The following is a 26,649-nucleotide window of genomic DNA, read 5'->3' as shown; positions in this document are numbered from 1 at the left end:
GCCTCCCGGGTGGGGCGACGTGCCCGGCCGCTCGGCCTCCCGGGTGGGGCGATGTGCCCGGCCGCTCGGCCGCTTCATGTCCTGCCGTCGGCCCGGCGGGACGCGCCGAGGCCCGGCGCCCCCTCGGGGAGGGAGTGCCGGGCCTCGGTTCGCAGAGGTGTCCGCCGTCAGTGGGCGTGGCCGTGGCCGTGACCAGCGGCGGCCGGCTCCTCCTCTTCCTTCTTCTCGACGACCAGGGTCTCGGTCGTGAGCAGCAGGGAGGCGATGGAGGCGGCGTTCTCCAGGGCGGAGCGGGTGACCTTGACCGGGTCGATGACGCCGGCCTTGATCAGGTCGCCGTACTCACCGGTGGCCGCGTTGTAGCCCTGGCCCTTGTCCAGCTCGGCGACCTTGGAGGCGATGACATAGCCCTCGAGGCCCGCGTTCTCGGCGATCCAGCGCAGCGGCTCGACGACCGCGCGGCGGACGATGGCGACACCGGTCGCCTCGTCGCCCTGCTTGCCGAGGCCGCCCTCGAGCACCTTGGAGGCGTGCACCAGAGCGGAACCGCCACCGGAGACGATGCCCTCCTCGACCGCGGCGCGGGTCGCGGAGATGGCGTCCTCCAGACGGTGCTTCTTCTCCTTCAGCTCCACCTCGGTGGCGGCGCCGACCTTGATCACACACACGCCGCCGGCCAGCTTGGCGAGGCGCTCCTGGAGCTTCTCGCGGTCCCAGTCGGAGTCGGTGGTCTCGATCTCGGCCTTGATCTGGGCCACGCGACCCGCGACGTCCTCGGACCGGCCGCCGCCGTCGACGATGGTCGTGTCGTCCTTGGTGACCGTCACGCGGCGGGCGGAACCCAGCACGTCCAGGCCGACCTGGTCGACCTTGAGACCGACCTCCTCGGCGACAACGGTCGCGCCGGTGAGGACCGCCATGTCCTGGAGCATCGCCTTGCGGCGGTCGCCGAAGCCGGGGGCCTTCACGGCGACGGCGTTGAAGGTGCCGCGGATCTTGTTGACGACGAGGGTCGACAGGGCCTCGCCCTCGACGTCCTCGGCGATGATCAGCAGCGGCTTGGAGGCACCCGCCTGGATGACCTTCTCCAGCAGCGGCAGCAGGTCCGCGATGGAGCCGATCTTGCCCTGGTGGATCAGGATGTACGGGTCGTCGAGGACGGCCTCCATGCGCTCCTGGTCCGTCACGAAGTACGGCGACAGGTAGCCCTTGTCGAAGGCCATGCCCTCGGTGAAGTCCAGCTCGAGACCGAAGGTGTTGGACTCCTCGACGGTGATGACACCGTCCTTGCCGACCTTGTCCATCGCCTCGGCGATCAGCTCGCCGACCTGCTGGTCCTGGGCGGACAGCCCGGCCACGGCGGCGATGTCGGACTTCTCGTCGATGGGGCGGGCCGTGGCGAGCAGGTCGTCGGAGACGGCCTTGACCGCGGCGTCGATGCCCTTCTTCAGGGCGGCCGGGGACGCGCCCGCGGCGACGTTCCGCAGGCCCTCGCGCACCAGCGCCTGGGCGAGCACGGTGGCGGTGGTGGTGCCGTCACCAGCGATGTCGTTGGTCTTGGTCGCCACCTCCTTCACCAGCTGGGCACCGAGGTTCTCGTAGGGGTCCTCGACCTCGACCTCACGGGCGATGGTGACACCGTCGTTGGTGATGGTCGGGGCGCCGAACTTCTTGTCGATGACGACATTGCGGCCCTTGGGGCCGATCGTCACCTTGACCGTGTCGGCAAGCTTGTTGACGCCGCGCTCGAGGGCGCGACGGGCGTCCTCGTCGAACTTCAGGATCTTCGCCATGGAGCGTTTCAGTCCTCTCGTTGCGGTGCCCGGCCGCCCTCCCGGTGCGGCCGTCACCACGGTGAAGAACGAACCGCGCCCCCGGCGCCCGGCTGTTGAAGGCTCGCGGGACCAGGGGCGCAGCTCAAAGCAGTGTGCTTCGGTGAATTACTTCTCGATGATCGCGAGCACGTCGCGGGCCGAGAGAACGAGGTACTCCTCGTTGTTGTACTTCACCTCGGTGCCGCCGTACTTGCTGTAGAGCACGACGTCGCCGACCTTGACGTCGAGCTCGACGCGCTTGCCGTCCTCGATACGGCCCGGGCCCACGGCGAGGACGACGCCCTCCTGGGGCTTCTCCTTCGCGGTGTCCGGGATGACCAGGCCAGAGGCCGTGGTCTGCTCGGCGTCCAGCGGCTGGACCACAATGCGGTCCTCGAGCGGCTTGATGGCAACCTTGGTGCTGGCGGTCGTCACGATCCGACCTCCCCCTTCGGAGATCTCACGGGGTTAACTGTCTGAGGTGGCGACCAGGTGGATCCGTCGTCGCGGGTGCCGGACCTGCCCGTCGCTGTGTTGGCACTCTCCAACGGTGAGTGCCAGAGCCGAGACTATGACCGCGATTAGCACTCGGTCAAGCGGAGTGCCAATTGACGCTTGCGCGGCGCGGATGCGAGGGGCTCCGCGGGGGCCCGCAGAGCACCCGGGGAGCCCGCAGCGGCGGCGCCCACAAGAGGTCCGGGTCCTCCCTGGAGGCGGTCCTCCCTAGAGGTAGTCCTCCAGCCGGCCGACCGCGAAACCTCTTGCCTGGATACGGCGCAGCAGGCGGGTCGTCTCGACGGTCGGCGAGGAGAATGCGCGGCCCGTGTCGTGGGCCAGCACGATGTCACCCGCGCGGGGCCCCGCCGCTCCCCCGCCGCGGCGGCCGGTGCGGACGCCCGGGGCGGGGCGCCACAGGATCAGCGCCTTGATGCCACAGGCCGCCGCCGCCCGAAGCGTCGTACGGTCGTACCGGCCGCCCGGCGGACGCAGCAGCCGGGGCAGCACGCCCAGCCGCGCCCTCAGCCGGTCGCGCTGGCCGCAGATCTCCGCGCGCTGCTCGCGGTAGGGGCGGCCGCGCAGCGCGGCGCGGTCCAGGGTCTGGTTCTGGATGGCCGCGCCCGCGGCCCGCAGCCGCGCCACGCGGGCCCGGCGGGGGCCCGCGGCGCGGCCGGTGAGGAACACGCTGACCGGCAGCCGCAGTTCGCGGATCATCGCGGCGAACCGGGGGTCGTCCTCGGGCCCGTCGCCGTAGACCAGGAAGACCACCCGGTCGCGGGTGGGGACACGGTCGAGCACCCGGGGGAGGCGCCCGTCCGCCCGTCCCGGCGCGCGGTACGGGCGCGGCGCGGGCGCGAGCGGGGCGGGCAGGCCCCAGTGCCGGTAGGCGTGTTCCCGGGGTGCTCGGCTCTGCTGGACCCCCTGGGCCGCCTTCCTGCCGAGCCGTTCGATGGGGTCGACGGACTGGGCGCAGCCGGACAGCAGCACCGCGGCGAGCACTCCGGCGGCCGTCGCGCGCAGCCTGCGCCGCTCTCTCGGCCGACGGTTCCCCGGGTGGGCGGGCCCGTACGGCGCCCGGAGGGCGCCGGGGCGGCGGCCCGACGGGCGGGCCGCCCCCGCGCGAGGGGCGAGCGCGTCCCGCGCCTCGGCGCCGGTGCAGCCGGGGACGAGCACGACGGGCCCCTCCAGGGCATCCACACCCTTTCGGTCATTTCGTCGTACGAGCTGCATGATCTCGGATCCTTCCAGCCACCGGCGGCCGCGGAGGGCCGACACCGCGGCCGGGCGCACGCCGTCCACCGACTGGCCGACAATGGCCCCGTGAACGACCTCCCCCTCGACTCCCTGCGCGGCCCCGAGGGCCGCGCCCTCCTCGACCAGGTGCGCGGCACCGCCCCGGCCGACGAACTGGCCGTGGCCACCCGGCTGCGCCGCGCGTATCCTGCCCCGCTGGTCTCGGCGGCCCTGGCCCAGGCGCGGCTGCGCGAGCGGGCGGCGGCGAAGTTCGGGGCCGAGGACGCCGGGCGGATGTTCTTCACCCCGAACGGTGTGGAGCAGTCGACGAGGACGGCGGTGGCCGTCCATCGCGCGCAGCGGCTGCGGGCCCTCGGCGTGACCTCGGTCGCCGATCTGTGCTCCGGGATCGGCGGCGACGCGATCGCGCTGGCCCGCGCCGGGATCCGGGTCCTGGCCGTGGACCGGGACCCGGGGACCGCCGCGGTGGCGCGGGCCAACGCCGAGGAACTCGGCCTGTCCGGGCTGATCGAGGTGCGCGAGGCGGATGTCACGGAGGTGGACGTCTCCGCGTACGACGCCGTCTTCGTGGACCCGGCCCGGCGCGGCGGCCGCGGCCGCATCTTCGACCCGGAGGCGTACTCGCCCCCGCTGTCCTGGGCCGTCGCCGCGGCCCTGAAGGCACCGCGGGCCGCGCTGAAGGTCGCCCCCGGCATCCCGCACGAGGCGGTGCCCGCCGAGGCGGAGGCCGAGTGGATCTCGGACGGCGGGGACGTGAAGGAGGCGGTGCTGTGGTTCGGCACCGAGCCCGGTCTCGTCCGGGCCACCCTGCTGCCCGGCCCCCGCGAACTGCGCGGCCGCGGCCTGCCCGACCCGCCGGTGCGCCCCCTCGGCCGCTTCCTCTACGAGCCCGACGGCGCCGTGATCCGCGCGCATCTGGTGGCGGAGGCGGCCGAGGAACTGGACGGCGGGCTGCTCGACGCGACGATCGCCTACATCACCGCGGACGAGCACCGCGACTCCTCCTGGGCCACCGCCTACGAGATCACCGACCGGCTGCCCTTCAACGTGAAGAAGCTGAAGGCGCTGCTGCGGGAGCGCGAGGTCGGGGTGCTGACCGTGAAGAAGCGCGGCTCGGCCGTCGAACCGGAGGAACTGCGCCGCAAGGTCCTGCCCAAGCCGTACGGCTCCCGTGCGGTGACGGTGTTCCTGACCCGGGTGGCAGGGGCGCCGACGATGCTGCTGGGGCACCCGGTCTGAGAGCGGGCGCCCCGGCGGCGGCCGAACGGCCCGCGGCCCTGCGGCCCTGCGGCCCGGTCAGCCGCCGTCCACCGCTTCGAAGCGCCAGCGGTGCACCGCCCGGGTCACCAGACCCCCGTCCGGCTCGGGGAGTTCGGGCAGCTCGTCGGCGAGGTCCGCGTCCCACCAGGTGATGACGAGGACCCGGTCCTGAGGGGCCCGGAAGGTCTCACGGCGCAGCGGAGGCGGCGTCAGTTCCCGCGCCAGCGCCCAGTCCAGCAGCTCCTCGCCCCGTCCGGCCGCGGCCCGGGCCTCCCACATCAGCGCGACCGTCACGAGTACAGGTTCTCCTTGCTGACCTCGTGCACATGGTCGTGATGGGCGTGCCCCTGACCGGGCACATGGGGGTCGGTCACCGGCAGCGACGAGTCCGCCGACAGGTCCCAGTCGGAGGCGGCCCGCCCGCGGGCCACCATCTCCGCGCCCAGCGCCGCGACCATCGCGCCGTTGTCGGTGCACAGCTTGGGGCGGGGCACCCGCAGCCGGATCCCGGCCCGCTCGCAGCGCTCCCGGGCCAGGGCGCGCAGCCGGGAGTTGGCCGCCACTCCCCCGCCGATCATCAGATGGCCGACACCCTCGTCCTTGCAGGCCCGCACCGCCTTGCGGGTCAGCACATCGACCACCGCCTCCTGGAAGGAGGCCGCCACATCGCGCACCGGGATGTCCTCGCCCGCCGCGCGCTTCGCCTCGATCCAGCGGGCCACGGCCGTCTTCAGACCGGAGAAGGAGAAGTCGTAGGCGGCGTCGCGCGGACCGGTCAGCCCCCGCGGGAACGCGATCGCCTCCGGGTCGCCCTCCTGTGCGTACCGGTCGATGACCGGGCCGCCGGGGAAGCCGAGATCCAGCACACGGGCGATCTTGTCGAAGGCCTCGCCCGCCGCGTCGTCGATGGTCGCGCCCATCGGCCGTACGTCGGCGGTGATGTCGGTGGACAGCAGCAGCGAGGAGTGGCCGCCGCTCACCAGCAGCGCCATCGTCGGCTCGGGCAGTGCGCCGTGCTCCAGCTGGTCCACACAGATGTGGGAGGCCAGATGGTTCACCCCGTAGAGCGGCTTGCCCAGCGCATACGCGTAGGCCTTCGCGGCCGAGACGCCGACCAGCAGCGCACCGGCGAGCCCGGGGCCCGCGGTGACGGCGATGCCGTCCAGGTCCCTGGCGCTCACCCCCGCCTCCTTCAGCGCCCGGTCGATGGTCGGGACCATCGCCTCCAGATGTGCGCGGGAGGCGACCTCCGGGACCACACCGCCGTAGCGCGCGTGCTCCTCGACGCTGGAGGCGACGGCGTCCGCGAGCAGCGTGGTGCCGCGGACGATGCCGACGCCGGTCTCGTCGCAGGAGGTCTCAATCCCCAGGACCAGGGGTTCGTCAGCCATTGTTCTCGGTCTCCCGTACGGAAGGGGGGCCCGCGGCGAAGCCGCCGTCGGGTGCGGTCGTGAGACGCATGACCAGGGCGTCCACATTGCCCGGCTGGTAGTAACCGCGCCGGAATCCGATGGGCTCGAAGCCGTAGCGCTCGTACAGCTTCTGCGCCCGCACGTTGTCGACCCTGCATTCGAGCATCACCTGGGCGCACTCGAAGTCCGTGGCGGCCCGCAGCAGCTCGGTCAGCAGCCGCCCGCCGAGTCCCGTGCCCCACAGGGCGCCGGACACGGCGATGGTCTGGATGTCCGCCAGGTCGCCCTGGGCGGCCAGCCCCGCGTAGCCGACGATCCGCTCGCCGCCCACCGCCACGACATAGCGCCGGGTCGCCTCCGGGCCGCGGGCGTGCGCCAGCTCGGACCAGAACATGCCCCGCGACCAGGCGTCCTCGGGGAACAGCTCCTTCTCCAGCTCCAGGACCTGGTCGATGTCCCACCAGCGCATCTCGCGCAGCACGGGTGTCACGGGGCCGGTCACTTGGGGGTGACCACCTTGTAGTTCTTGGGCACCTGCGCGTCGGGGCGGCGCAGATAGAGCGGGCGGGGCGCGGGCAGTTCCTCGCCCGCGGCCAGCCGCTCGGCCGCGAGGGACGCGAGGGCGGCCGCCGAGACATGCTCGGGCTCATGGGCCTTCGGGAAGGTGTCCGGGTAGAGCAGCGCGCCCGCGCCGACCGCGGGCAGCCCCGCGACCTGCTCCGCGATGTCCGCGGGCCGGTCCACGGCGGGTCCGGTGACCCGGGTCCTGGCGTTGTCGTAGCGCGCCCAGTAGACCTCCTTGCGCCGGGCGTCGGTGGCGACCACGAAGGGCACCTCGAGACCGGAGGCGTAGGCGAGGCCGTCGAGGGTGCACACACCGTGCACGGGCACCCCGAGCGCGAGGCCGAAGGTGTCGGCGGTCATCAGGCCGACGCGCAGCCCGGTGTAGGGGCCGGGACCCACACCCACGACGACTCCGGTGACGGCGTCGAGCCGGGTGTCCGCCTCGGCGAGGATCCGGTCGACGGCGGGCAGCAGCAGTTCCCCGTGCCGCCGCGCGTCGACCTGGCTGGACGAGGCGATGACGGAGGTCCCGTCGTGCAGGGCAACGGTGACGGCGGGGGTGGCGGTATCAAGAGCGAGCAAGAGCACGCAAACAGCGTACGGCGCCCGCGCCCGACGCACGGCCGGGCCGGTGCGGCGCACGCCTGCTGCTACCGTCACAGCGAAGAAGTACGACGGTATCGATCAGCAGACCGGTGCCGTCCCGCGAGAGGTATCCGGGCGACGCACTGCTTCCGCGTGCGGGGTCGAGAGGTGGACACAGGTGGCAAGGAGCAGCTCGGGATTTGCGGCCGGGCTCACCGTGGCGGCGATCGCCGTGGTCGGTTTCCTCGCCTACCAGGCGTCGGCGAACGTCCCCGCGGACCTGGGAAAGCCGAAGGTGAAGGCCTCGGGCTCCACCCCGTCCGCATCGGCCCGGCCCAGGAACCACCCGGCGGCGCTGCCCGGCTCCTCCGGCAGCGGCGAGCGGGTGGTGTACGCGCTCGGCGACGACCGCGTGTGGCTGGTCGGCGCGGACAACAAGGTGCAGCGGACCTTCGCGGTCACACCGGGGACGGTGGACCCGCTGCCGGGCACCTACAAGGTGACCTCCCGCACCGGGGCCGCCCTCGGCTCGGACGGTACGGCGGTGGAGCACATCGTGCGGTTCGCCATGAACCAGGGCGTGGTGATCGGCTTCAGCGCGGCCACGGACGGCTCGACGCCCAGGCCGGACGCCTCCAGGAAGCTGGGCGGGATCCGCGAGTCCCGCGCGGACGGCACGGCGCTGTGGGAGTTCGCGACGACCGACGAGAAGGTCGTCGTCGTCCCCTGAGGCGTCGGCCCGGCTTACCGGGCTGTGGTGGAGGCGCGGCGGGCCCGCGGGAGCCCCGCACAGAGTCCTGCGAGACCGGTCACGCGGCCCGGGCGGCCCTGGGCCGCTCCTCGCCCGCCGCCGTCGCCGTCCCGGAGGGCGCCTGGGGCGCCTGCGGGGCGGGGGCCCGTGGCGGGGTCGAGACGGCTCGTGCGGCGGCGCACGAGGCCAGCAGGTCGCGCATCGACACTCCGGCCGTGGCGGCCGCCACGCGCGGCGGCGCCTTGTCGCGTTCTGAAGCCGGCATGGACGCCTCCTGGCTCGCGGGGGCGGGCATGGTTAGGCAGACCTAACCACGGACTGATATCCATGTCACCACGCCCGGCACCTGCGGCGCAACACCTTGCCGACGACATGTCGGCATGTTCGACCGAAGAGAAGGCACCGAGGAACCGCGGAGAAGGCACCGGGGAGAAGGCGTCACGGCCGTGTGCCGCCGCGGAGAAAGCACGGGGCCGCCCGCGGGGCCGCCCCGGTGACAGCGGTCCTCAGGCCGACAGCGCGGGCAGGTCCGCCGCCGACCAGCGGTGTCCGATGCCGGTGAGGGTGACATGGCGGACCTCGTCCGTGGTGTCCCCCACCGCGCGGTGGATGACCACGTGCAGCCGGTCGTCCGTCAGCTCCTCGACCTTGCCCTCGCCCCACTCCACGACGACCACGGAGTCCGGCAGCGAGACGTCGAGGTCCAGGTCCTCCATCTCGTCCAGGCCACCGCCCAGCCGGTACGCGTCCACGTGGACCAGCGCGGGACCGCCCCCGAGGGGCGGGTGCACCCGGGCGATCACAAAGGTCGGAGAGGTGACCGCACCGCGCACTCCGAGCCCCTCGCCGAGACCGCGGGTCAGTGTGGTCTTGCCCGCGCCCAGCTCGCCGTTCAGCATCACCAGGTCGCCTGCGCGCAGCAGCTTGGCCAGGCGGCGCCCCAGCTCCTGCATCTGTTCGGGGGAGGTGACGGTGAGCTCGACGATGACGCCCGGCAGCGGGGACTCAGCCGGGCTGTGCGGTGCTGGTGCTTCCATAGCCCCCCACGGTAGCTCCTGCGGGAACCGCTCCCGAGCGCATGAGGAGGTCGGCGAGACGGTCGGTGACCACCTCGGGGTGCTCCAGCATCACCAGATGCCCGGCGTCCGGCACGAGCACCAGCTCGGCGTCGGGCAGCAGACCGGCGATCGCCTCGCTGTGCTCGCTGGGGGTCACCAGGTCCTGGACCCCGGCCAGCACCAGCACGGGGAGGCCCGCGAAACGGGTCAGCGCCGCGGTCTTGTCGTGGTCGGTGAAGGCCGGATAGAACTCGGCGACCACGTCGATCGGTGTGGCCTCGATCATCCGTTCGGCGAACCGGGTGACGGCCGGATCCACATCGCGGGTGGCGAACGAGTACCGCTTGATGATCCCGGCGAACAGGTCGGCGGTGGCCCGGCGCCCCCGCTCCACCAGCTCGGCCTGCTGTCCCAGGGCCTTGAGCACCCCGGGAAGGACCCGGCGTATCGCGTTGACACCCGCCACGGGCAGTCCGAAGTTGACCTCGCCGAGCCGCCCGGAGGAGGTTCCCACCAGGGCCACGCCGACCACCCGGTCCCGGATCAGCTCCGGGAACTGGTCGGCGAGGGCCATCACCGTCATACCGCCCATGGAGTGCCCGACGAGGACGACCGGCCCCTCGGGCACGGCGGCGTCCAGCACGGCCTTCAGATCGCGCCCCAGCTGGTCGATGGAGACCGGCGTGCCGTCGGCCTGGGCGATCCCCCGCCCCGAGCGGCCGTGGCTGCGCTGGTCCCAGTGCACGGTGCGCACGACACCGCGCAGGGCCGCCCGCTGGAAGTGCCAGGAGTCCTGGCTGAGGCAGTAGCCGTGACTGAAGACGACGGTGACCGGGGCCGGGGCCTTGCGTCCGAAGAGCCGCCGTCGGCGGGGCGCGGGGCCGCCCTCCGGTTCCACGTCGTCGACCTCGTAGTACAGCTCGGTGCCGTCGTCCGCACGGGCCCTGCCGGGGGTGCCGCGGAGGGTGCCGTAGGGGCCGGCCGAGTCGAGGGCGAGCCGTGCCTTGCGCCGTATGCCGCGGCCCACCGTCATCCGTTCCAGGGCGACCCCGGCCGCGGCGCCCGCCGCGACCACGCCTATCGCGGCACCGGCGAACCCGGCGAGGCGCCAGTTCCCGGTGGTGATGGCGGTCGCTCCCGCGACAGCCCGCACGCCCTCGGCGCTCGTCTCGCTCACGTCCCCCTCCTCGCCGGATGCTCCGCCTGTCCCGCTCTGCGCGGATGCTCCGTTCGTCCTGCCGTACACCTGCCCAGGTTCACCCGTGTGGGTTACCCATCTTGTTCTGCCTTCACATTTACGTAGACGCGGGGCACACGGGTTCCGATCCGGGTCACGATTTCGTAAGCGATGGTCCCGGCGGCCTGCGCCCAGTCCTCGGCGGTGGGCTCCCCCCGGTCGCCGGGGCCGAAGAGCACGGCCTCCGTGCCGGGCCCGGGCTCGTCGCCCCCGAGGTCCACCACGAACTGGTCCATGGCGATCCGGCCCGCGACCGTACGGAGCTTGCCGCCGACCAGGACCGGTCCGGAACCGGAGGCGTGCCGCGGAATGCCGTCCGCGTAGCCGACCGGGACCAGGCCGAGGGTGGTGGTGCCGGGGGTGGTGTACAGGTGGCCGTAGCTCACGCCATGGCCGCCGGGGACCTGCTTCACCAGGGCCAGCGAGGCCTTCAGGCTCATCACCGGCCGCAGTCCGAAGTCGGCCGGGGTGCCGAGTTCGGGGCTGGGCGACAGGCCGTAGACCGCGATGCCCGTCCGGACGAGGTCGAAGTGGGCCTCGGGCAGGGTCAGCGTGGCGGGCGAGTTGGCGATGTGCCGCACCTCGGGGCGTACGCCCTGCTCCTCGGCGTACGCCACCATCTCCCGGAAGCAGTCCAGTTGGGCCCGGATGGAGGGGTGGCCGGGCTCGTCGGCGCAGGCGAAGTGCGACCACAGGCCCACCACCTGGACCAGGCCGTCCGCCTGCGCGGCAAGGGCCTCGGCGACGAGTTCGGGCCAGTCCTCGGGCTGGCAGCCGTTGCGTCCGAGTCCCGTGTCGGCCTTGAGGTGGACCCGGGCGGGCCTGCCTGCGGCGGCCGCCGCCGACCGCACCTCTTCCAGCGCCCACAGCCCGCTCACGGAGACGTCGATGTCGGCCTCGACCGCCTGCCGCCAGGGGCCGCCGGGGGTCCAGAGCCAGCAGAGCACGCGCCCGGTCAGACCGGCCTCGCGCAGGGCGAGGGCCTCCTCGGGAGTGGCCGTACCGAGCCAGTCGGCGCCGGCCTCCCGGGCCGCGCGGGCACAGGGAACCGCCCCATGGCCGTACGCATCCGACTTCACGACGGCCATCAGGGCCGCGCCGGGCGCGAGGGCACGCAGGGCACGTACGTTCGCCCGCAGAGCAGCCAGATCGATCTCGGCACGGGCACGCAGGGATGCTGTCTCAGTACTCGTCATCGCGCCACCAGTGTCTCAGAGCCCCCCGCCGCCATCCCGGCACCCGGCCCCGGGGCAAAGGACACCGGGCCGAACGGCCCCGGGTACGGGCGGCCGCAGGGACCCTTGCCACCCGCACACGTCCGGCCCCGCCACCGGCGTCACGCACGGGGAGACCGGAGGAGAGCGGGCAGCCGAACGGCCCGGCGTACGGGCGCCGGAGGCCCATTCAGCCGCGCACGTCCCGCCACACCACCGGCATCACGCACGGGAAGACCGGCGGCGCGCAGGCCGTACGACCGGCCCGGTGTGCGGGCCGCCGAGGGCAGCCCTTTCAGTCACGCACGTCCCGCCAGGCCTCCGGGATCGCCTCGGCCACGTCATGGGCTCCGGCGGGGGCGCCGTCGGCCGCGTAACGGCCCGCGAGACCGTGCAGATAGGCCGCCACGCTGCCGGCGTCACGTGCCGGGAGACCGGCGGCGAGCAGCGAGCCGGACAGTCCGGACAGCACGTCCCCGCTGCCCGCGGTCGCCAGCCAGGGCGTGCCCGTGGCGTTCACCCGCACCGGGCCGCCCCCGGGGTCCGCGACCAGCGTGGTGGAGCCCTTGAGCAGTACGGTCGCCCGGTAGCGGTCCGCCAGTTCCCGTGCCGCCGAGAGCCGGGCGCCCTCCACCTCCTCGCGCGACACCCCGAGCAGCGCGGCCGCCTCCCCGGCGTGCGGGGTCATCAGGGTCGGTGCGCTGCGGGCGCGTACGGCGTCCCGGTCGGCCAGCCGCAGCCCGTCCGCGTCGACGAGCACCGGCACATCCGCCTCCAGGACCTCCGCCACGGTCGCCGCGTCGTCCCCGGCGCCGGGACCCACCACCCAGGCCTGCACCCGCCCGGCCTTCGCGGGTCCCGTGTCGGACACCAGCGTCTCCGGGAAGCGGGAGATCACCGCGCTCCCGGCGGGGCCGACATACCGCACGGCCCCGGCACCGCCCCGCAGCGCGCCCGACACGGCCAGCACGGCCGCCCCGGGGTAGCGCGCCGAACCCGCGGCGATGCCGACCACCCCGCGCCGGTACTTGTCGCTCTCCGCCTGCGGCATCGGCAGCAGCGCCGCCACATCGGCATGCTGCAACGCCTCCAGCTCGGCCTGCTCCGGCAGGTCCAGCCCGATGTCGACCAGGCGTACGGAACCGGCGTACTCCCGCGCGGGATCGATCAGCAGGGCCGGCTTGTGGGTGCCGAAGGTCACGGTGAGGTCCGCGCGGACGGCCTCGCCCCGCACCTCCCCACTGTCGGCCTCGACCCCGCTCGGCAGGTCGACCGCGACGACGGCCGCGCGCGACCGTTCCACGAGTGCGGCGAGCGCGGCGGCTTCCGGCCGCAGTCCGCCCGTACCGCCGATGCCGACGATTCCGTCGAGGACGAGATCGGCCCGCCGGACCGGATCCTCGGCGGCCTCCGAGACCTCCAGGGCCGAACCGCCCGCCCTCCGCAGGGCGGTGAGCCCGCCCTCGTGGGTGCGCCCGGGCGACAGCAGCACCGCGGTGACACCCGCGCCGCGCCGGGCGAGCCGGGCCCCCGCGTACAGGGCGTCACCGCCGTTGTCCCCGCTGCCGACCAGCAGCACCACCCGACTGCCGTAGACCCGCCCGAGCAGGTCCGCGCAGGCCGCGGCCAGTCCGGCGGCGGCGCGCTGCATCAGCGCGCCTTCCGGAAGCCGTGCCATGAGGGAACGCTCGGCAGCCCTCACCGTCTCCACGCTGTACGCACTCCGCATACCGTCGAGTCTCCCCCACGCATGCCGTACGCCGTCGGAGGCGGTCCCCGCTGGCACGGCCGCCGCTACCCCTCGGCCACCACCACCGCCGAGGCCACACCGGCATCATGACTGAGCGACACATGCCAGGACTGCACCCCGAGTTCGGCGGCGCGGGCGGCGACCGTGCCCGTCACCCGGAGCCGGGGCTGCCCGCTGTCCTCCACGTAGACCTCGGCGTCGGTCCAGTGCAGCCCGGCGGGCGCGCCCAGGGCCTTGGCCACCGCCTCCTTGGCGGCGAACCGCGCGGCCAGCGAGGCGATGCCACGCCGCTCACCGTTCGGGAGCAGCAACTCCTGTGGCAGGAACACCCGCCGGGCAAGCCCGGGCGTACGGTCCAGCGACGCCCGGAACCGATCGATCTCGGCGACGTCGATCCCCACTCCGATGATGCTCACCCCTGCACTCTACGACCCGGCCACAGCCCCCGGCCCCGGCTCTCCGACGAACAGATCCTCGGCCTTCGCGGCAGTCAGGGACCGGTCGAACCAGACGGCCAGAGTGTCGAGATCGGTGCACGAGAGGATGCGTTCCCGGATCTCCTCGGGGACGGCAACCTTGCGCTTCTCCAGAACCCGCAGGATCGGCGAGACACGGCCCTCGGCCTTACCCTCGGCTCTGCCTTCTACCTTGCCTTCGGCCTTGCCCTCCAGGTAAGCGGTCTCACGGACCGTGCCCCGGCCAGGGAAGTAGCTGACAAACGACATGATTTCCCTTCCGTCACGTCCGTGGTGACCGCGTCCACGGTCGCCTTCTCGGACAACGGGACGCCCAGCACCCCGAATACGGGGGCCAGAATCTCGGGCCGCTCCTGGAAGATGCGGTGCATGCCCTCGTGAGCTGATGTGACCATGTGCGCAAACTAGGTGGATCACAAGACGAACTGCCCGGGCGGTAAAAGACGTTCACCCTTTCGAGCGGCGAAAAAACGATCAATCCGACCGCGTCGGGCAGTTCACCTCGGCCTTCCCCACCGTCGTCGACGCCCCGAGGGGTCACTCCACCGTGACCGACTTCGCCAGGTTCCGCGGCTGGTCCACCTCGTTGCCGCGGGCCGTGGCCAGTTCGCAGGCGAACACCTGCAACGGGACCGTCGCCACCAGCGGCTGAAGGAGTGTCGGGGTCACCGGGATGCTGATCAGGTGGTCGGCGTACGGGACCACCGCCTCGTCGCCCTCCTCCGCGATCACGATCGTGCGCGCACCCCTCGCCCGGATCTCCTGGATGTTCGACACGATCTTGTCGTGCAGGACCGAGCGGCTGCGCGGCGACGGCACCACGACCACCACGGGCAGGTCCTCCTCGATCAGCGCGATCGGCCCGTGCTTCAGCTCGCCCGCCGCGAAGCCCTCGGCGTGCATGTACGCCAGTTCCTTCAGCTTGAGCGCGCCTTCGAGGGCCACCGGATAGCCGACATGCCGTCCCAGGAACAGCACCGTGTCCTTCGCGGAGAGCGACCGTGCCAGCTCGCGGACCGGTTCCATGGTCCGCAGGACCCGTTCGACCGACTGGGAGATCTTCGACAGATCGCGGATCACGGCCCGGATCTCGTCGCCCCACTGGGTGCCGCGCACCTGGCCCAGGTACAGGGCGACCAGGTAGCAGGCGACGAGCTGGGTCAGGAACGCCTTGGTGGACGCCACCGCGACCTCCGGACCCGCGTGCGTGTACAGCACCGCGTCCGACTCGCGCGGGATCGTCGAACCGTTGGTGTTGCAGATCGCCAGCACCTTGGACCCCTGCTCACGCGCGTGCCGCAGCGCCATCAGCGTGTCCATGGTCTCCCCGGACTGGGAGATGGCGACGACCAGGGTGCGCGGGTCGAGGATCGGGTCCCGGTAGCGGAACTCGCTGGCCAGCTCCACCTCGCACGGGATGCGCGTCCAGTGTTCGATGGCGTACTTGGCGATGAGCCCGGCATGGAACGCGGTTCCGCAGGCCACGATCACGACCTTGTCGGTCTCGCGCAGTTCGGCGGCCGAGATCCGCAGCTCGTCCAGGGTCAGCGAACCGGCCCGGTCGATCCGGCCGAGCAGGGTGTCGGCGACCGCCTTGGGCTGCTCGGCGATCTCCTTGAGCATGAAGTAGTCGTAGCCGCCCTTCTCGGCGGCCGAGGCGTCCCAGTCGACGTGGTACGAGCGGACCTCGGCGGGGCGGCCGTCGAATCCGGTGACCGTCACCCCGTCCCGGCGCAGCTCGACCACCTGGTCCTGGCCCAGTTCGACGGCGGAGCGGGTGTGGGCGATGAAGGCGGCCACGTCCGAGGCGAGGAAGGCTTCGCCCTCGCCGACGCCCACCACGAGCGGGGAGTTCCGCCGGGCGCCAACGACGACGTCCGGTTCGTCGGCGTGCACCGCGACCAGGGTGAACGCCCCCTCCAGACGGCGGCACACCAGCCGCATCGCCTCCGCGAGGTCCGCGGTGGCCGAGAACTCCTCGGCGAGCAGATGCGCCACGGCCTCGGTGTCCGTCTCGGAGACCAGGTCGTGCCCCCGCTCCGCCAGCTCGGCCCGCAGCGCCGCGAAGTTCTCGATGATGCCGTTGTGGACGACGGCGACCCGTCCGGCGTTGTCGAGGTGGGGGTGCGCGTTGGCGTCGGTGGGGCCGCCATGAGTGGCCCAACGGGTGTGCCCGATCCCGGTGGTGCCGTCCGGCAGCGGCCGTTCGACCAACGCCTTCTCCAGATTGACCAGCTTCCCCGCCTTCTTCGCGGCGGCCAGACCGCCGTCCGCCAGCACGGCGACGCCCGCCGAGTCGTAACCCCGGTACTCCAGCCGCTTCAGTCCGGCCACGACCACATCGAGCGCCGACTGCGGCCCTACGTATCCCACGATTCCGCACATGTGCGGCAGCCTACGATCGAAAACGCTCCCCGACCTCTTGAATCCTGCCCGAAATCGGAAATTCCCACGGGCATACGAACGCCCCGCGCCCACCGACCGGACCGCACCGCCCGTTCCGGCGTGACGCACCCCACCCCGCAGCTCGTTCAAACTCCGTTAACAATGGACTGTGATCTCTCCGGTCTCCTCGATGCCCCGGAGCGCCCACCGGCCCAAGCCGGAGGCGACTCCCTACGTCGACCTCACCCGCGCCGAGTGGAGCGCGCTGCGCGACAAGACGCCGCTCCCGCTGACCGCCGAGGAGGTGGAGAAGCTCCGCGGCCTCGGTGACGTCATCGACCTCGACGAGGTGCGGGACATCTACCTCCCGCTGTCCCGGCTGCTCAATCTCTATGTCGGCGCCACGGACGGGCTGCGCGGTGCCCTGAACACCTTCCTCGGTGAGCAGGGCTCCCAGTCCGGCACGCCCTTCGTGATAGGCGTGGCGGGCTCCGTCGCGGTCGGCAAGTCGACCGTGGCCCGTCTGCTCCAGGCCCTGCTGTCCCGCTGGCCCGAGCATCCGCGGGTGGAGCTGGTGACCACCGACGGCTTTCTGCTGCCGACCAAGGAGCTCCAGGCCCGCGGGCTGATGTCCCGCAAGGGCTTCCCCGAGTCGTACGACCGCCGTGCGCTCACCCGGTTCGTCGCCGACATCAAAGCGGGCAAGGACGAGGTGACGGCCCCCGTCTACTCGCACCTGATCTACGACATCGTCCCCGGCCAAAAGCTCACCGTCCGCCGCCCGGACATCCTCATCGTCGAGGGCCTGAACGTGCTTCAGCCCGCCCTGCCCGGCAAGGACGGCCGCACCCGGGTCGGCCTCGCGGACTACTTCGACTTCAGCGTGTACGTCGACGCCCGGCCCGAGGACATCGAACGCTGGTACCTCAACCGGTTCACCAAGCTCCGGCAGACCGCCTTCCAGGACCCGTCCTCGTACTTCCTCAAGTACACCCAGGTCTCCGAGGAGGAGGCCCTCGACTACGCCCGGACGACCTGGCGCACCATCAACAAGCCGAATCTGCTGGAGAACGTCGCCCCCACCCGCGGGCGGGCCGCCCTGGTGGTCCGCAAGGGCCCCGACCACAAGGTGCAGAAGCTGAGCCTGCGCAAGCTCTGAACAGCCGTTCGACGGGACCTGTTAGAAAGGCGTCATGCTGCATCTGCGTCTGATCACCCCGGCCGAGCTGACGGACGAGGTGGTGCGTCTGATCCGGGGGACGGTCGGCACCGCGCATCTCGTCGTCATACCGGGGGCCGCCCGCCATCCCGCCGGTGATGTCGTGATGTGCGACGTCGCACGGGAGGCGGGCGACGAACTCCTCGCCCGGCTCAAGGAGACGGGCCTGGAGGAGACCGGTTCGATCGCGGTCGAGAACATCGACCTGTCGCTGTCCCGGCGCGCCGACGAGGCCGCGGAACAGGCGCCCGGCGAGGGCGCGGACGCGGTGCTGTGGGAGCACCTGGAGGACGCGACGCACGAGGAGTCGACGCTGTCGGTCTCCTACGTCGCCTTCCTCACCCTTGCCACGATGATCGCGGCCTGCGGTGTCGTCCTGGACAACGCGATCCTGATCGTGGGGGCCATGGCGGTGGGCCCGGAGTTCGGCCCGCTCGCCGGGCTGAGCACCGCGCTGGTGCAGCGGGCGCCCCGGCTGGCGCTGCGCTCGCTGACCGCGCTGCTGGTGGGCTTCGCGGTGGCCCTGCTGGTGGCGGTCGGCTTCACGTACTTCATGGACGCCATCGGCCTGTTCAGCCGGGTCAAGCTGGACGCCGAGCGGCCCAACACCAACTTCATCTACCGGCCGGACGCCTTCTCGTTCGTCGTCGCGGTCCTCGCGGGCATCGCCGGGACGCTCTCCCTGACCTCCGCGAAGTCGGGTGCGCTGATCGGCGTGGCGATCTCGGTCACCACGGTCCCGGCCGCGGCGAACGCGGCCGTGGCCTTCGGCTACGACGGGTACCGGCAGGCCGTGGGGTCCACGGAGCAGCTGCTGCTGAACCTGCTGGGCATCGTCCTGGCGGGCACGCTGACCCTGCTGGCCCAGAAGTGGTTCTGGGCCGGACAGCGCGCCCGCGCCGGTGCGACGCAAAAGACCTAGCCGAGCGCCGACTTCACCGCGTCCGCGAGCCGGCCGGCGACCGAGCGGGCCTGGTCGATGTCGGCGGCCTCGACCATGACCCGCACCAGCGGCTCGGTGCCCGAGGGGCGCAGCAGCACCCGGCCGGTGGTGCCCAGTTCGCGCTCGGCCTCCGTGACGGCGGTGGCCAGCTCGGCGGAGGTGCCGACCCGGGACCTGTCGACGTCGGGGACGTTCACCAGGACCTGCGGCAGCCGCTCCATCACCGACACCAGGTCCCGCAGCGGCCGTCCGGTCTCGGCGATCCGGGCGGCCAGCATCAGGCCGGTGAGGGTGCCGTCGCCGGTGGTGGCGTGGTCGAGGATGATGACGTGGCCGGACTGCTCGCCGCCCAGGGCGTAGCCCTTGTCCTTCATCTCCTCCAGCACATAGCGGTCGCCGACCGCGGTCTGCACCAGCTCGATGCCCTCGCGCTCCATGGCCAGCTTGAAGCCCAGGTTCGACATGACCGTGGCGACGACGGTGTCGGAGCGCAGCGCGGACCGTTCCCGCATCGCCAGCGCCAGCACCGCGAGGATCTGGTCGCCGTCCACTTCCGCACCGGTGTGGTCGACGGCGAGGCAGCGGTCGGCGTCACCGTCGTGGGCGATGCCGACGTCGGCGCCGTGCTCGACCACGGCCGCCTTCAGCTTGTCCAGGTGGGTGGAGCCGCAGCCGTCGTTGATGTTGAGCCCATCCGGCTCGGTGCCGATCGTGATGATCTCGGCGCCCGCCCGGCTGAACGCCTCGGGCGAGACCCGGGCGGCGGCGCCGTGCGCCTCGTCCAGGACGATCTTCAGCCCGTCGAGCCGGTTCGGGAGGACCCCGATGAGATGGGCGACGTACTGGTCGAAGCCCTCGTCGTACGCCTTCACCCGGCCGACGCCGGAGCCGGTGGGCCGGTCCCAGGGAGCGCCGGTGCGGTGCTCCTCGTAGACGGCCTCGATCCGGTCCTCCAGGTCGTCGGCCAGCTTGTGGCCGCCGCGGGCGAAGAACTTGACGCCGTTGTCGGGCATGGCGTTGTGGCTGGCGGAGAGCATCACACCGAGGTCGGCGCCGAGCGCCCCGGTCAGATACGCCACGGCGGGGGTGGGCAGCACGCCGACGCGCAGCACGTCCACGCCCGCGCTGGCGAGACCGGCGACCACGGCGGCCTCCAGGAACTCCCCGGACGCCCGCGGATCGCGTCCGACGACCGCCGTCGCCCGGTGGCCCTCGAAGGTGCCCGCCTCGGCCAGTACGTGCGCCGCCGCGACGGACAGGCCGAGTGCCATCTCGGCCGTGAGATCCGCGTTGGCGACACCGCGCACGCCGTCCGTGCCGAAGAGTCGTCCCACTGTGGTGTCCTCCGAACTTGCTGCAACTATGCGGCCCGTGCCGAGTGTCCAGACCGGCGCGGGATACGTACATCCCCGAGGCCCCTCTTGAGGCTTATCCCATGCAGCCGCCCCGCGCCTGTCGGGATTGCTCCATAAGCCCCATTGAGCCGGTGGTAAACCGGCGATAAGCATCTGCCCGCCTAAACGAACCGCCCCGGCGGCACAGAGCGTGCTGCCGGGGCGATTCGTGCGCGCTGCGGGCCACGAGGGCCCGTGCGACCAGCGGACGCGATTTAGCGCTTGCTGTACTGCGGCGCCTTACGGGCCTTCTTGAGACCGGCCTTCTTGCGCTCGACCGCACGGTCGTCGCGGCGGAGGAATCCGGCCTTCTTGAGGGCGCCGCGGTTGTTGTCCACGTCGGCCTCGTTCAGGGCGCGGGCGACACCGAGACGGAGCGCACCGGCCTGACCCGAGACGCCGCCACCCGCGATGCGGGCGATGACGTCGTAGCGGCCCTCGAGCTCGAGCACCTTGAAGGGCTCGTTGACTTCCTGCTGGTGCACCTTGTTCGGGAAGTAGTCCTCGAGGGTGCGACCGTTGATCTTCCACTTGCCGGTGCCCGGGACGATCCGGACGCGGGCGATGGCGTTCTTGCGGCGGCCCAGGCCGGCGGCCGGCTGGGGCTCACCGAAGCGCGAGGCCATGGACTCGGAGGTGTACTCACCCTCGAGCGGAACCTCGGACTCGGTGGTGTAGCTGTCGATGTCAAGCTCTTCGAGCGGCTGCTCGGCAGTGGTCTCGGCCACGATTCTCCTCAGATTCTCTTCAGCTTTGGGGGTGTGGCCGGACTTACTGCGCGACCTGGGTGATCTCGAACGGCACCGGCTGCTGGGCAGCGTGCGGGTGCTGGTCACCCTTGTAGACCTTCAGCTTCGAGAGCATCTGACGGCCCAGGGAGTTCTTGGGGAGCATGCCCTTGACGGCCTTCTCCACGGCCTTCTCCGGGTTCTTCTCCAGCAGCTCGTCGTAGCGGACCGAGCGCAGACCGCCCGGGTAGCCCGAGTGGCGGTAGGCCATCTTCTGGGTCCGCTTGTTGCCGGACAGGTGCACCTTGTCCGCGTTGATGATGATGACGAAGTCGCCGGCGTCCACGTGGGGCGCATAGATCGGCTTGTGCTTGCCGCGCAGAAGGGTGGCGGCAGTGGTGGCCAGACGACCCAGGACGACGTCCTGGGCGTCGATGACGTGCCACTGACGCGTCACATCGCCGGGCTTGGGGCTGTACGTACGCACGGTTCGTAGCCTTCGCTTCTTCAGTGAGGATCCTGACAAGGTCACCGAAGACGATCACGACAGCCCAGACCGCACCACGGTGACGCAAACCGCGTGCTGGTCGCTGGTCATCGGCCCGGCGGACCGGTGTAAGGGCCCCTCACGTGAGAATGAGCAAGCCAATACACATAACGAACAGCCAGAATAACGGCGGCGGACACCAGGGTCAAAACGGGGCCGCCGCCACCCGTGCGCGCCATCCGGGTGACCGGAGCTTTGTCTCCCTTGCGCCGGGTTGTCTCGGCGGTCCCCGACGAAGGGGAACAACGCGGTCCACGGCGCGTCTAAGATGCGCCGCATGAGTTATGGGCAGGGGGAGCCGCAGTGGGATCCCTGGACACCGAGTTCCCAGCAGGACAGCCAGACCGGCACCCCCGACTGGGCCGCGCTCGCCGAGGCCTCCGAGGCGCGCGCCAAGCGCCGTCGGCTGCTGCTGATCCTCGGCGGCGCCCTGGCCACGGTCGCCGTCGGTGCCGCGGTCACGGTCGCGGTGGTCTCCGCGGACGGCGGCTCCGACACCTCGAACCAGCCGGCCAGCGCGCTGCCCGGCACGGCGCACATCCCCAGTGAGAGCGCCGACCCGGCCCCCTCCTTCGCGCCGACCTCGGCCCCTCCCCCGCTGAACCCGATGGACTTCATCTCCAGCGCCGCGAAGGACAAGGCCCCGATCAGCGCGAACACGCTGTTTCCCGGGACCCAGCTGACCGTGGGCGCGAACGTCTACAAGCGGGGCCCCTCGGCCGCCACCAAGAGCTGCGCCTCGGCCGTCCGCGGCACCCTGCCCGCGGTGCTCACCAAGAACGGCTGCACCCAGTTCTTCCGCGCCACCTACACCAAGAACGGCGTCGCGGTCACCGTGGGTGTGGCTCTGTTCGACAATGCGTCCAAGGCGACCGCGGCCAAGCAGCAGGCAGACGGCAAGAGCATCATCACCTCGCTGTTCGGCAAGGGCGTGCCCGCCTTCTGCCGGACGAAGATCTGCCGCTCCACCACCAATTCCTACGGCCGCTACGCCTACTTCACCCTCGCCGGCTTCACCAGCGGCAAGGACGTGACCGCCAAGGACGCCAAGGTCTTCGCGGCCGGCGACGATCTGGCCGAATTCACCTTCCGCCAGATACGGCGCCGCGGCGAGGCCCAGGCTTCCGCCGCCTCGAACTAGCGGCTCCTACGTCACCGGGGCCCGGCGCGAAGGCGCCGGGCCCCGGTGCACGGGGGCTCAGCAGCAGCCCGCCCCCGGAAGCGTCCGCTTGTTCCGCGCCTCCTTGCTCCGCGCGGCCAGCAGCCCGTCGGCCGGATAGCCGACCTCCTCCAGCGTCAGCCCGTGCGGGCGTACGACATGCACCGCGGAGTCCCGCACCCCGGCGGCCAGCACCTTCGCGGGCCAGTCGGCGGGACGGTGACCGTCCCCCACGAACAGCAGCGCCCCGATCAGCGAGCGCACCATGTTGTGACAGAACGCGTCCGCCCGGACGGTGGCGGTGACGATGCCGTCCTCGCCGCGCACCAGGCTCAGCTCCTGAAGGGTGCGGATGGTGGTGGCACCCTCGCGCTTCTTGCAGTAGGCGGCGAAGTCGTGCTCCCCGAGGAGCCCCCGGGCCGCCTCGTTCATGGCCGCCACGTCGAGCGGCCAGTCGTGCCACAGCACATGGCTCCGCAGCAGGGGGTCGACCCCGCCGGGATTGTCGGTGACCCGGTAGGCGTAGCGCCGCCAGACGGCCGAGAACCGGGCGTTGAAGCCCTCGGGCGCCTCCCGCAGGGCCCACACCCGTACGTCCTTGGGCAGGCGCCCCGCGAGCCGCTTCAGCAGCTTTCCGCGGTGCTCGCCCCAGATCTCCAGCGGCAGCTCCACATGGGCGACCTGCCCGCGGGCGTGCACCCCGGCGTCGGTCCGCCCGGCCACCGTCAGCTCGTAGGTCTCCCGGGACCGGGTGACCGTCCGCAGCGCGTCCTCGATCTCCCCCTGGACGGTCCGCCTGCCCCCGGCCTGCTTGGCCCAGCCGTGGAAGTCGGTGCCGTCGTAGGAGAGGTCGAGACGGACCCGGACATGCCCGGGCCGTACTTCCTCACTCACTCCTCGATCCTCTCAGGTACGCGAAAGCGGGCCCGCCCCGCGAAGGGCGGACCCGCTCACTGCGAGGGCGGACCTCAGGCGTCCTTGGACTCCTCGGTGGCCTCGGCGGCGGCCGGAGCCGTCTCCTCGGCCTTGGTCTCCTCGGCCTTGGCGTCGGCCTCCTTGACGGCGCGCTTGGTCGCCGCCTCGGCCTCGCCGACCGCGTTCTGCTGCACCGTCAGCGCCTCGACCAGCTCGATCACGGCCATGGGCGCGTTGTCGCCCCGGCGGTTGCCGATCTTGGTGATACGGGTGTAGCCACCCGGACGGTTCTCGTAGCGCGGGCCGATCTCGGTGAAGAGCGTGTGGACGATGCTCTTGTCCGTGATCACCTGGAGCACCTGACGGCGGTTGTGAAGGTCACCCTTCTTCGCCTTGGTGACCAGACGCTCCGCGTACGGGCGCAGGCGGCGGGCCTTCGCCTCGGTGGTGGTGATACGGCCGTGCTCGAAGAGCGCCTTCGCGAGGTTCGCGAGGAGGAGCTTCTCGTGCGCAGCGCTGCCGCCCATGCGGGCGCCCTTGGCGGGCTTCGGCATTGTTTCTCCTAAGGTGTCTGCCCCGGCCGTGTCAGGTACCGGAGTCAGTATCCGAGCAGACGGTTGTCTGTCGGAGATCCGGGCGCCCCAGAGGGCGCCCGGAGGGTCCGCGCCCCTGAGGGCGCGGGGCTGTGCCCCTGTGCGGCCGGGCCGCGTGGGGCACGACCGGCAGCCGGATCAGTACTGCTCGGTCTCCACGAACCCGGCGTCCGCGTCGTCGTCGGCGCCGAAGGCGTCGGCGGCGGCGGTCGGGTCGAATCCGGGCGGGCTGTCCTTGAGGGCCAGGCCCATGCCGGCCAGCTTCGCCTTGACCTCGTCGATGGACTTCGCACCGAAGTTGCGGATGTCCAGCAGGTCGGCCTCGGAGCGGGCGACCAGCTCACCCACGGAGTGGATGCCCTCGCGCTTGAGGCAGTTGTAGGAGCGGACCGTGAGCTCCAGCTCCTCGATCGGCAGCGCCAGGTCGGCGGCCAGGGCGGCGTCCGTGGGGGACGGGCCCATGTCGATGCCCTCGGCGTCGATGTTCAGCTCGCGGGCGAGACCGAACAGCTCGACCAGGGTCTTGCCGGCCGACGCCATGGCGTCGCGCGGGCGCATGGCCTGCTTGGTCTCGACGTCGACGATCAGCTTGTCGAAGTCGGTGCGCTGCTCGACACGGGTCGCCTCGACCTTGTAGGTGACCTTGAGAACCGGCGAGTAGATCGAGTCGACCGGGATACGGCCGATCTCCTGGCCCACCTGCTTGTTCTGCACGGCGGAGACATAGCCGCGACCGCGCTCGACGGTCAGCTCCATCTCCAGCTTGCCCTTGCCGTTGAGCGTGGCGAGGACGAGGTCGGGGTTGTGCACCTCGACACCGGCCGGGGGCGCGATGTCGGCGGCGGTGACCAGACCCGGGCCCTGCTTGCGCAGGTACATCACGACCGGCTCGTCGTGCTCCGAGGAGACGACCAGCTGCTTGATGTTGAGGATCAGGTCGGTGACGTCCTCCTTGACGCCCGGCACGGTGGTGAACTCGTGCAGCACGCCGTCGATGCGGATGGACGTGACCGCCGCACCCGGGATCGAGGAGAGGAGGGTACGGCGCAGGGAGTTGCCGAGGGTGTAGCCGAAGCCCGGCTCCAGCGGCTCGATCACGAACCGGGAGCGGAACTCGTCGACGACCTCTTCGGTCAACGAGGGACGCTGAGCGATCAGCATGTGTGGATCAGATCCTTCTTTCGTGGACGCCCGCTATTTGACGTCCGACGGAAACCGCGCCCGTGAGAAGCGCGGGTACTGCAAGGGTACGGGCGGCACGGCCCGAAGGAGCCGTACCGCCCGGAAACCACTGCCCGACCGGTGCCGGACGAAGCAGCCGTGCGTCAGACGCGGCGGCGCTTCGGGGGGCGGCAGCCGTTGTGCGGGGTCGGGGTGACGTCCTGGATGGAGCCGACCTCGAGGCCCGTGGCCTGGAGGGAGCGGATCGCGGTCTCACGACCGGAGCCCGGGCCCTTGACGAAGACGTCGACCTTGCGCATGCCGTGCTCCTGGGCGCGGCGGGCAGCCGACTCGGCGGCCATCTGCGCGGCGAACGGCGTGGACTTCCGGGAGCCCTTGAAGCCGACGTGGCCGGCGGAGGCCCAGGAGATCACGTTGCCCGACGGGTCCGTGATCGACACGATGGTGTTGTTGAACGTGCTCTTGATGTGCGCGTGGCCGTGAGCGACGTTCTTCTTTTCCTTGCGGCGCACCTTCTTGGCAGCGCCCTGACGTCCCTTGGGGGGCATCTACTAACTCCTACGGGAGGTGGTCGGTCCTACAGCGAAGACCGTGGACAGGTGTCCGCTGCGGACTACTTCTTGCCCGGCTTCTTCTTGCCGGCGATGGCGCGACGCGGGCCCTTGCGGGTACGGGCGTTGGTGCTGGTGCGCTGACCGCGGACGGGCAGACCGCGGCGGTGCCGCAGACCCTGGTAGCAGCCGATCTCGACCTTGCGGCGGATGTCGGCCTGGATCTCACGACGGAGGTCACCCTCGGTCCTGATGTTGTTGTCGACGTACTCGCGAATCGCGACCAGCTGCTCTTCGGTCAGGTCGCGAACACGGGTGTTCGGGTCGACGCCGGTCGCAGCCAACGTCTCCTGCGAAAGAGTCCGGCCGATGCCGAACACGTAGGTGAGGGCGACCTCCACGCGCTTTTCGCGCGGGATGTCAACACCGGAAACGCGTGCCATTCAATGGCTCCAGTTAACTACTCGGAGGTCTTCCACAGGACCGGCTCCCAGCCGCCGTACGAGGTACGAACTGGGTCCCCGGCCTCCGAACCGGGGGTGTCGAGCCGTGCGGCTCGGGTCCTGCGTATGAACTATTCAGCTGCGTCGCGCGAATCTCTGCGAGGGGTGCAGAGGGTGCGGTCGTGCGTCAGCCCTGGCGCTGCTTGTGGCGCGGGTTGTCGCAGATGACCATGACCCGACCGTGACGGCGGATCACCCTGCACTTGTCGCAGATCTTCTTGACGCTCGGCTTGACCTTCATGGGTGTGAGGTTCTCCGGGTCAGTGCCACCACCCCGCAGAAGCGGGATGCGCACCCCGCGGAACGGGATGCGGGCAAGATCTACTTGTATCGGTAGACGATCCGGCCACGCGTCAGGTCGTACGGAGAAAGCTCCACCACGACCCGGTCGTCAGGGAGGATGCGGATGTAGTGCATACGCATCTTGCCGCTGATGTGTGCCAGGACCTGGTGGCCGTTCTGGAGCTCGACCTTGAACATGGCGTTCGGCAGAGACTCGACGACAGTGCCCTCGATCTCGATGGCACCTTGCTTCTTGGCCACGCTTCGCCCTTCGAATCGACTACCTTGATCGACTCCGTCCGAGCGCATGCAGGCATGCGGGTGCACGGGAGCCGACGAGTCAGTCTACGTCAGCGCATCCCGAAACACGAATCC

At 71.5% G+C, this 26,649-nt stretch carries 30 protein-coding genes; 5 read left to right on the top strand and 25 right to left on the bottom strand.

The genetic code is table 11. From position 1 onward, the window contains the following. Nucleotides 1–167: 167 nt before the first annotated feature. From groL to ACIHAA_RS19460, 3 genes are all read right to left on the bottom strand, one after another. Nucleotides 168–1,793 (bottom strand): chaperonin GroEL, encoded by a 1,626-nt coding sequence (gene groL / locus ACIHAA_RS19470; RefSeq protein WP_399818676.1) that lies wholly within the window; start codon nt 1,791–1,793, stop codon nt 168–170. Between the two features lie 147 nt (nt 1,794–1,940). Beyond that, entirely contained in the window at nt 1,941–2,249 is a 309-nt protein-coding gene (gene groES / locus ACIHAA_RS19465; RefSeq protein WP_399818673.1) for a co-chaperone GroES, read from the bottom strand. Between the two features lie 288 nt (nt 2,250–2,537). Next, nucleotides 2,538–3,542, bottom strand: a complete 1,005-nt coding sequence (locus tag ACIHAA_RS19460; RefSeq protein ID WP_399818671.1) for a polysaccharide deacetylase family protein — start codon at nt 3,540–3,542, stop codon at nt 2,538–2,540. Nucleotides 3,543–3,632: 90 nt separating this feature from the next. Here ACIHAA_RS19460 and ACIHAA_RS19455 point away from each other — a divergent pair, with 90 nt between their 5' ends. Then, the gene (locus tag ACIHAA_RS19455; RefSeq protein WP_399818669.1) at nt 3,633–4,805 is read left to right on the top strand and encodes a methyltransferase domain-containing protein; all 1,173 of its coding nucleotides are present in this window, start codon (nt 3,633–3,635) and stop codon (nt 4,803–4,805) included. Nucleotides 4,806–4,862: 57 nt separating this feature from the next. On the opposite strand, the gene ACIHAA_RS19450 is transcribed toward ACIHAA_RS19455, so the two are convergent. The 4 genes from ACIHAA_RS19450 to tsaB are packed head-to-tail and all read right to left on the bottom strand — an operon-like array spanning nt 4,863 to nt 7,390. Beyond that, nucleotides 4,863–5,120, bottom strand: a complete 258-nt coding sequence (locus tag ACIHAA_RS19450) for a hypothetical protein (RefSeq protein WP_399818667.1) — start codon at nt 5,118–5,120, stop codon at nt 4,863–4,865. Further along, nucleotides 5,117–6,217 carry a tRNA (adenosine(37)-N6)-threonylcarbamoyltransferase complex transferase subunit TsaD gene (gene tsaD / locus ACIHAA_RS19445; protein WP_399818664.1) on the bottom strand — a complete coding sequence of 367 codons (1,101 nt, stop codon included), beginning with the start codon at nt 6,215–6,217 and terminating at the stop codon, nt 5,117–5,119. The genes ACIHAA_RS19450 and tsaD overlap by 4 nt, the downstream gene beginning before the upstream one ends. Beyond that, entirely contained in the window at nt 6,210–6,740 is a 531-nt protein-coding gene (rimI, locus tag ACIHAA_RS19440) for a ribosomal protein S18-alanine N-acetyltransferase (protein ID WP_399818662.1), read from the bottom strand. Before rimI ends, tsaD begins: the two co-directional genes overlap by 8 nt. Continuing rightward, nucleotides 6,737–7,390, bottom strand: coding sequence for a tRNA (adenosine(37)-N6)-threonylcarbamoyltransferase complex dimerization subunit type 1 TsaB (tsaB, locus tag ACIHAA_RS19435; protein WP_399818660.1), 654 nt, complete (start codon nt 7,388–7,390; stop codon nt 6,737–6,739). The genes rimI and tsaB overlap by 4 nt, the downstream gene beginning before the upstream one ends. A 175-nt stretch (nt 7,391–7,565) precedes the next feature. On the opposite strand from tsaB, the gene ACIHAA_RS19430 reads away from it, so the two are divergent. Next, nucleotides 7,566–8,117: a hypothetical protein gene (locus ACIHAA_RS19430; RefSeq protein WP_399818657.1), complete on the top strand. Its 552-nt coding sequence runs from the start codon at nt 7,566–7,568 to the stop codon at nt 8,115–8,117. Nucleotides 8,118–8,196: 79 nt separating this feature from the next. On the opposite strand, the gene ACIHAA_RS19425 is transcribed toward ACIHAA_RS19430, so the two are convergent. From ACIHAA_RS19425 to glmS, 8 genes are all read right to left on the bottom strand, one after another. Continuing rightward, nucleotides 8,197–8,403 (bottom strand): hypothetical protein, encoded by a 207-nt coding sequence (locus ACIHAA_RS19425; RefSeq protein WP_399818655.1) that lies wholly within the window; start codon nt 8,401–8,403, stop codon nt 8,197–8,199. A 241-nt stretch (nt 8,404–8,644) separates the two neighbouring features. Beyond that, a complete protein-coding gene (tsaE, locus tag ACIHAA_RS19420; protein ID WP_399818653.1) occupies nt 8,645–9,175 on the bottom strand; it encodes a tRNA (adenosine(37)-N6)-threonylcarbamoyltransferase complex ATPase subunit type 1 TsaE in 531 nt (176 codons plus the stop codon). Continuing rightward, nucleotides 9,144–10,373 (bottom strand): alpha/beta fold hydrolase, encoded by a 1,230-nt coding sequence (locus tag ACIHAA_RS19415; RefSeq protein ID WP_399818651.1) that lies wholly within the window; start codon nt 10,371–10,373, stop codon nt 9,144–9,146. The genes tsaE and ACIHAA_RS19415 overlap by 32 nt, the downstream gene beginning before the upstream one ends. 92 nt (nt 10,374–10,465) lie before the next feature. Continuing rightward, on the bottom strand, nt 10,466–11,629 hold the full coding sequence (gene alr / locus ACIHAA_RS19410; RefSeq protein WP_399818649.1) for an alanine racemase: 1,164 nt from the start codon (nt 11,627–11,629) through the stop codon (nt 10,466–10,468). A gap of 313 nt (nt 11,630–11,942) precedes the next feature. Then, nucleotides 11,943–13,376, bottom strand: coding sequence for an NAD(P)H-hydrate dehydratase (locus ACIHAA_RS19405; protein ID WP_399818647.1), 1,434 nt, complete (start codon nt 13,374–13,376; stop codon nt 11,943–11,945). A 65-nt stretch (nt 13,377–13,441) separates the two neighbouring features. Beyond that, entirely contained in the window at nt 13,442–13,813 is a 372-nt protein-coding gene (locus tag ACIHAA_RS19400; protein WP_399818645.1) for a holo-ACP synthase, read from the bottom strand. 9 nt (nt 13,814–13,822) lie between these two features. Next, nucleotides 13,823–14,122 carry a hypothetical protein gene (locus ACIHAA_RS19395; protein ID WP_399818644.1) on the bottom strand — a complete coding sequence of 100 codons (300 nt, stop codon included), beginning with the start codon at nt 14,120–14,122 and terminating at the stop codon, nt 13,823–13,825. A 288-nt stretch (nt 14,123–14,410) separates the two neighbouring features. After that, nucleotides 14,411–16,258 (bottom strand): glutamine--fructose-6-phosphate transaminase (isomerizing), encoded by a 1,848-nt coding sequence (glmS, locus tag ACIHAA_RS19390; protein WP_399818642.1) that lies wholly within the window; start codon nt 16,256–16,258, stop codon nt 14,411–14,413. Nucleotides 16,259–16,448: 190 nt separating this feature from the next. Here glmS and coaA point away from each other — a divergent pair, with 190 nt between their 5' ends. Continuing rightward, a complete protein-coding gene (gene coaA / locus ACIHAA_RS19385; protein WP_399819070.1) occupies nt 16,449–17,417 on the top strand; it encodes a type I pantothenate kinase in 969 nt (322 codons plus the stop codon). A 34-nt stretch (nt 17,418–17,451) separates the two neighbouring features. After that, the gene (locus ACIHAA_RS19380) at nt 17,452–18,399 is read left to right on the top strand and encodes a DUF389 domain-containing protein (protein ID WP_399818640.1); all 948 of its coding nucleotides are present in this window, start codon (nt 17,452–17,454) and stop codon (nt 18,397–18,399) included. On the opposite strand, the gene glmM is transcribed toward ACIHAA_RS19380, so the two are convergent. The 3 genes from glmM to rplM all read right to left on the bottom strand — a co-directional run bounded on the left by glmM (nt 18,396) and on the right by rplM (nt 21,029). Continuing rightward, entirely contained in the window at nt 18,396–19,754 is a 1,359-nt protein-coding gene (gene glmM, locus ACIHAA_RS19375) for a phosphoglucosamine mutase (RefSeq protein WP_399818639.1), read from the bottom strand. The two genes, ACIHAA_RS19380 and glmM, sit on opposite strands and share 4 nt — an antisense overlap. A gap of 275 nt (nt 19,755–20,029) precedes the next feature. Then, on the bottom strand, nt 20,030–20,542 hold the full coding sequence (rpsI, locus tag ACIHAA_RS19370; protein WP_399818637.1) for a 30S ribosomal protein S9: 513 nt from the start codon (nt 20,540–20,542) through the stop codon (nt 20,030–20,032). A gap of 43 nt (nt 20,543–20,585) precedes the next feature. Then, on the bottom strand, nt 20,586–21,029 hold the full coding sequence (gene rplM / locus ACIHAA_RS19365; RefSeq protein ID WP_205382460.1) for a 50S ribosomal protein L13: 444 nt from the start codon (nt 21,027–21,029) through the stop codon (nt 20,586–20,588). A 337-nt stretch (nt 21,030–21,366) separates the two neighbouring features. On the opposite strand from rplM, the gene ACIHAA_RS19360 reads away from it, so the two are divergent. Continuing rightward, nucleotides 21,367–22,230, top strand: a complete 864-nt coding sequence (locus tag ACIHAA_RS19360; protein ID WP_399818634.1) for a hypothetical protein — start codon at nt 21,367–21,369, stop codon at nt 22,228–22,230. A 57-nt stretch (nt 22,231–22,287) separates the two neighbouring features. Here ACIHAA_RS19360 and truA read toward each other — a convergent pair whose 3' ends face one another. The 7 genes from truA to infA all read right to left on the bottom strand — a co-directional run bounded on the left by truA (nt 22,288) and on the right by infA (nt 26,535). Continuing rightward, nucleotides 22,288–23,142 carry a tRNA pseudouridine(38-40) synthase TruA gene (gene truA / locus ACIHAA_RS19355; RefSeq protein WP_399818632.1) on the bottom strand — a complete coding sequence of 285 codons (855 nt, stop codon included), beginning with the start codon at nt 23,140–23,142 and terminating at the stop codon, nt 22,288–22,290. A gap of 74 nt (nt 23,143–23,216) precedes the next feature. Further along, nucleotides 23,217–23,717: a 50S ribosomal protein L17 gene (gene rplQ / locus ACIHAA_RS19350; protein WP_399818630.1), complete on the bottom strand. Its 501-nt coding sequence runs from the start codon at nt 23,715–23,717 to the stop codon at nt 23,217–23,219. A gap of 177 nt (nt 23,718–23,894) precedes the next feature. After that, complete coding sequence (locus ACIHAA_RS19345; protein ID WP_003966937.1) at nt 23,895–24,917, bottom strand: DNA-directed RNA polymerase subunit alpha; 1,023 nt, start codon at nt 24,915–24,917, stop codon at nt 23,895–23,897. Between the two features lie 164 nt (nt 24,918–25,081). After that, the gene (gene rpsK, locus ACIHAA_RS19340) at nt 25,082–25,486 is read right to left on the bottom strand and encodes a 30S ribosomal protein S11 (protein ID WP_003956432.1); all 405 of its coding nucleotides are present in this window, start codon (nt 25,484–25,486) and stop codon (nt 25,082–25,084) included. Between the two features lie 65 nt (nt 25,487–25,551). Beyond that, nucleotides 25,552–25,932 (bottom strand): 30S ribosomal protein S13, encoded by a 381-nt coding sequence (rpsM, locus tag ACIHAA_RS19335; RefSeq protein WP_365161918.1) that lies wholly within the window; start codon nt 25,930–25,932, stop codon nt 25,552–25,554. A gap of 187 nt (nt 25,933–26,119) precedes the next feature. Further along, a complete protein-coding gene (gene rpmJ, locus ACIHAA_RS19330) occupies nt 26,120–26,233 on the bottom strand; it encodes a 50S ribosomal protein L36 (RefSeq protein WP_003974245.1) in 114 nt (37 codons plus the stop codon). Nucleotides 26,234–26,313: 80 nt separating this feature from the next. Then, a complete protein-coding gene (gene infA, locus ACIHAA_RS19325) occupies nt 26,314–26,535 on the bottom strand; it encodes a translation initiation factor IF-1 (protein ID WP_003948620.1) in 222 nt (73 codons plus the stop codon). Between the last annotated feature and the right edge of the window lie 114 nt (nt 26,536–26,649).

This window comes from Streptomyces sp. NPDC052040, from assembly GCF_044548405.1.
In the GTDB taxonomy this organism is placed as follows: Bacteria; Actinomycetota; Actinomycetes; order Streptomycetales; family Streptomycetaceae; genus Streptomyces.
Note: the sequence above shows the minus strand (reverse complement) of the source record. Positions and strands in the feature narration are given on the sequence as shown.

Excerpts from the sequence above, each read along its gene's own strand:
- groL (WP_399818676.1), bottom strand. The coding sequence starts at position 1,793 with ATGGCGAAGATCCTGAAGTTCGACGAGGACGCCCGTCGCGCCCTCGAG.
- ACIHAA_RS19460 (WP_399818671.1), bottom strand. The coding sequence starts at position 3,542 with ATGCAGCTCGTACGACGAAATGACCGAAAGGGTGTGGATGCCCTGGAG.
- tsaD (WP_399818664.1), bottom strand. The coding sequence starts at position 6,217 with ATGGCTGACGAACCCCTGGTCCTGGGGATTGAGACCTCCTGCGACGAG.
- ACIHAA_RS19425 (WP_399818655.1), bottom strand. The coding sequence starts at position 8,403 with ATGCCGGCTTCAGAACGCGACAAGGCGCCGCCGCGCGTGGCGGCCGCC.
- tsaE (WP_399818653.1), bottom strand. The coding sequence starts at position 9,175 with ATGGAAGCACCAGCACCGCACAGCCCGGCTGAGTCCCCGCTGCCGGGC.
- alr (WP_399818649.1), bottom strand. The coding sequence starts at position 11,629 with ATGACGAGTACTGAGACAGCATCCCTGCGTGCCCGTGCCGAGATCGAT.
- ACIHAA_RS19405 (WP_399818647.1), bottom strand. The coding sequence starts at position 13,376 with ATGCGGAGTGCGTACAGCGTGGAGACGGTGAGGGCTGCCGAGCGTTCC.
- ACIHAA_RS19395 (WP_399818644.1), bottom strand. The coding sequence starts at position 14,122 with ATGTCGTTTGTCAGCTACTTCCCTGGCCGGGGCACGGTCCGTGAGACC.
- glmS (WP_399818642.1), bottom strand. The coding sequence starts at position 16,258 with ATGTGCGGAATCGTGGGATACGTAGGGCCGCAGTCGGCGCTCGATGTG.
- coaA (WP_399819070.1), top strand. The coding sequence starts at position 16,449 with ATGCCCCGGAGCGCCCACCGGCCCAAGCCGGAGGCGACTCCCTACGTC.
- ACIHAA_RS19380 (WP_399818640.1), top strand. The coding sequence starts at position 17,452 with ATGCTGCATCTGCGTCTGATCACCCCGGCCGAGCTGACGGACGAGGTG.
- ACIHAA_RS19360 (WP_399818634.1), top strand. The coding sequence starts at position 21,367 with ATGAGTTATGGGCAGGGGGAGCCGCAGTGGGATCCCTGGACACCGAGT.
- rplQ (WP_399818630.1), bottom strand. The coding sequence starts at position 23,717 with ATGCCGAAGCCCGCCAAGGGCGCCCGCATGGGCGGCAGCGCTGCGCAC.
- ACIHAA_RS19345 (WP_003966937.1), bottom strand. The coding sequence starts at position 24,917 with ATGCTGATCGCTCAGCGTCCCTCGTTGACCGAAGAGGTCGTCGACGAG.
- rpsK (WP_003956432.1), bottom strand. The coding sequence starts at position 25,486 with ATGCCCCCCAAGGGACGTCAGGGCGCTGCCAAGAAGGTGCGCCGCAAG.
- rpsM (WP_365161918.1), bottom strand. The coding sequence starts at position 25,932 with ATGGCACGCGTTTCCGGTGTTGACATCCCGCGCGAAAAGCGCGTGGAG.
- rpmJ (WP_003974245.1), bottom strand. The coding sequence starts at position 26,233 with ATGAAGGTCAAGCCGAGCGTCAAGAAGATCTGCGACAAGTGCAGGGTG.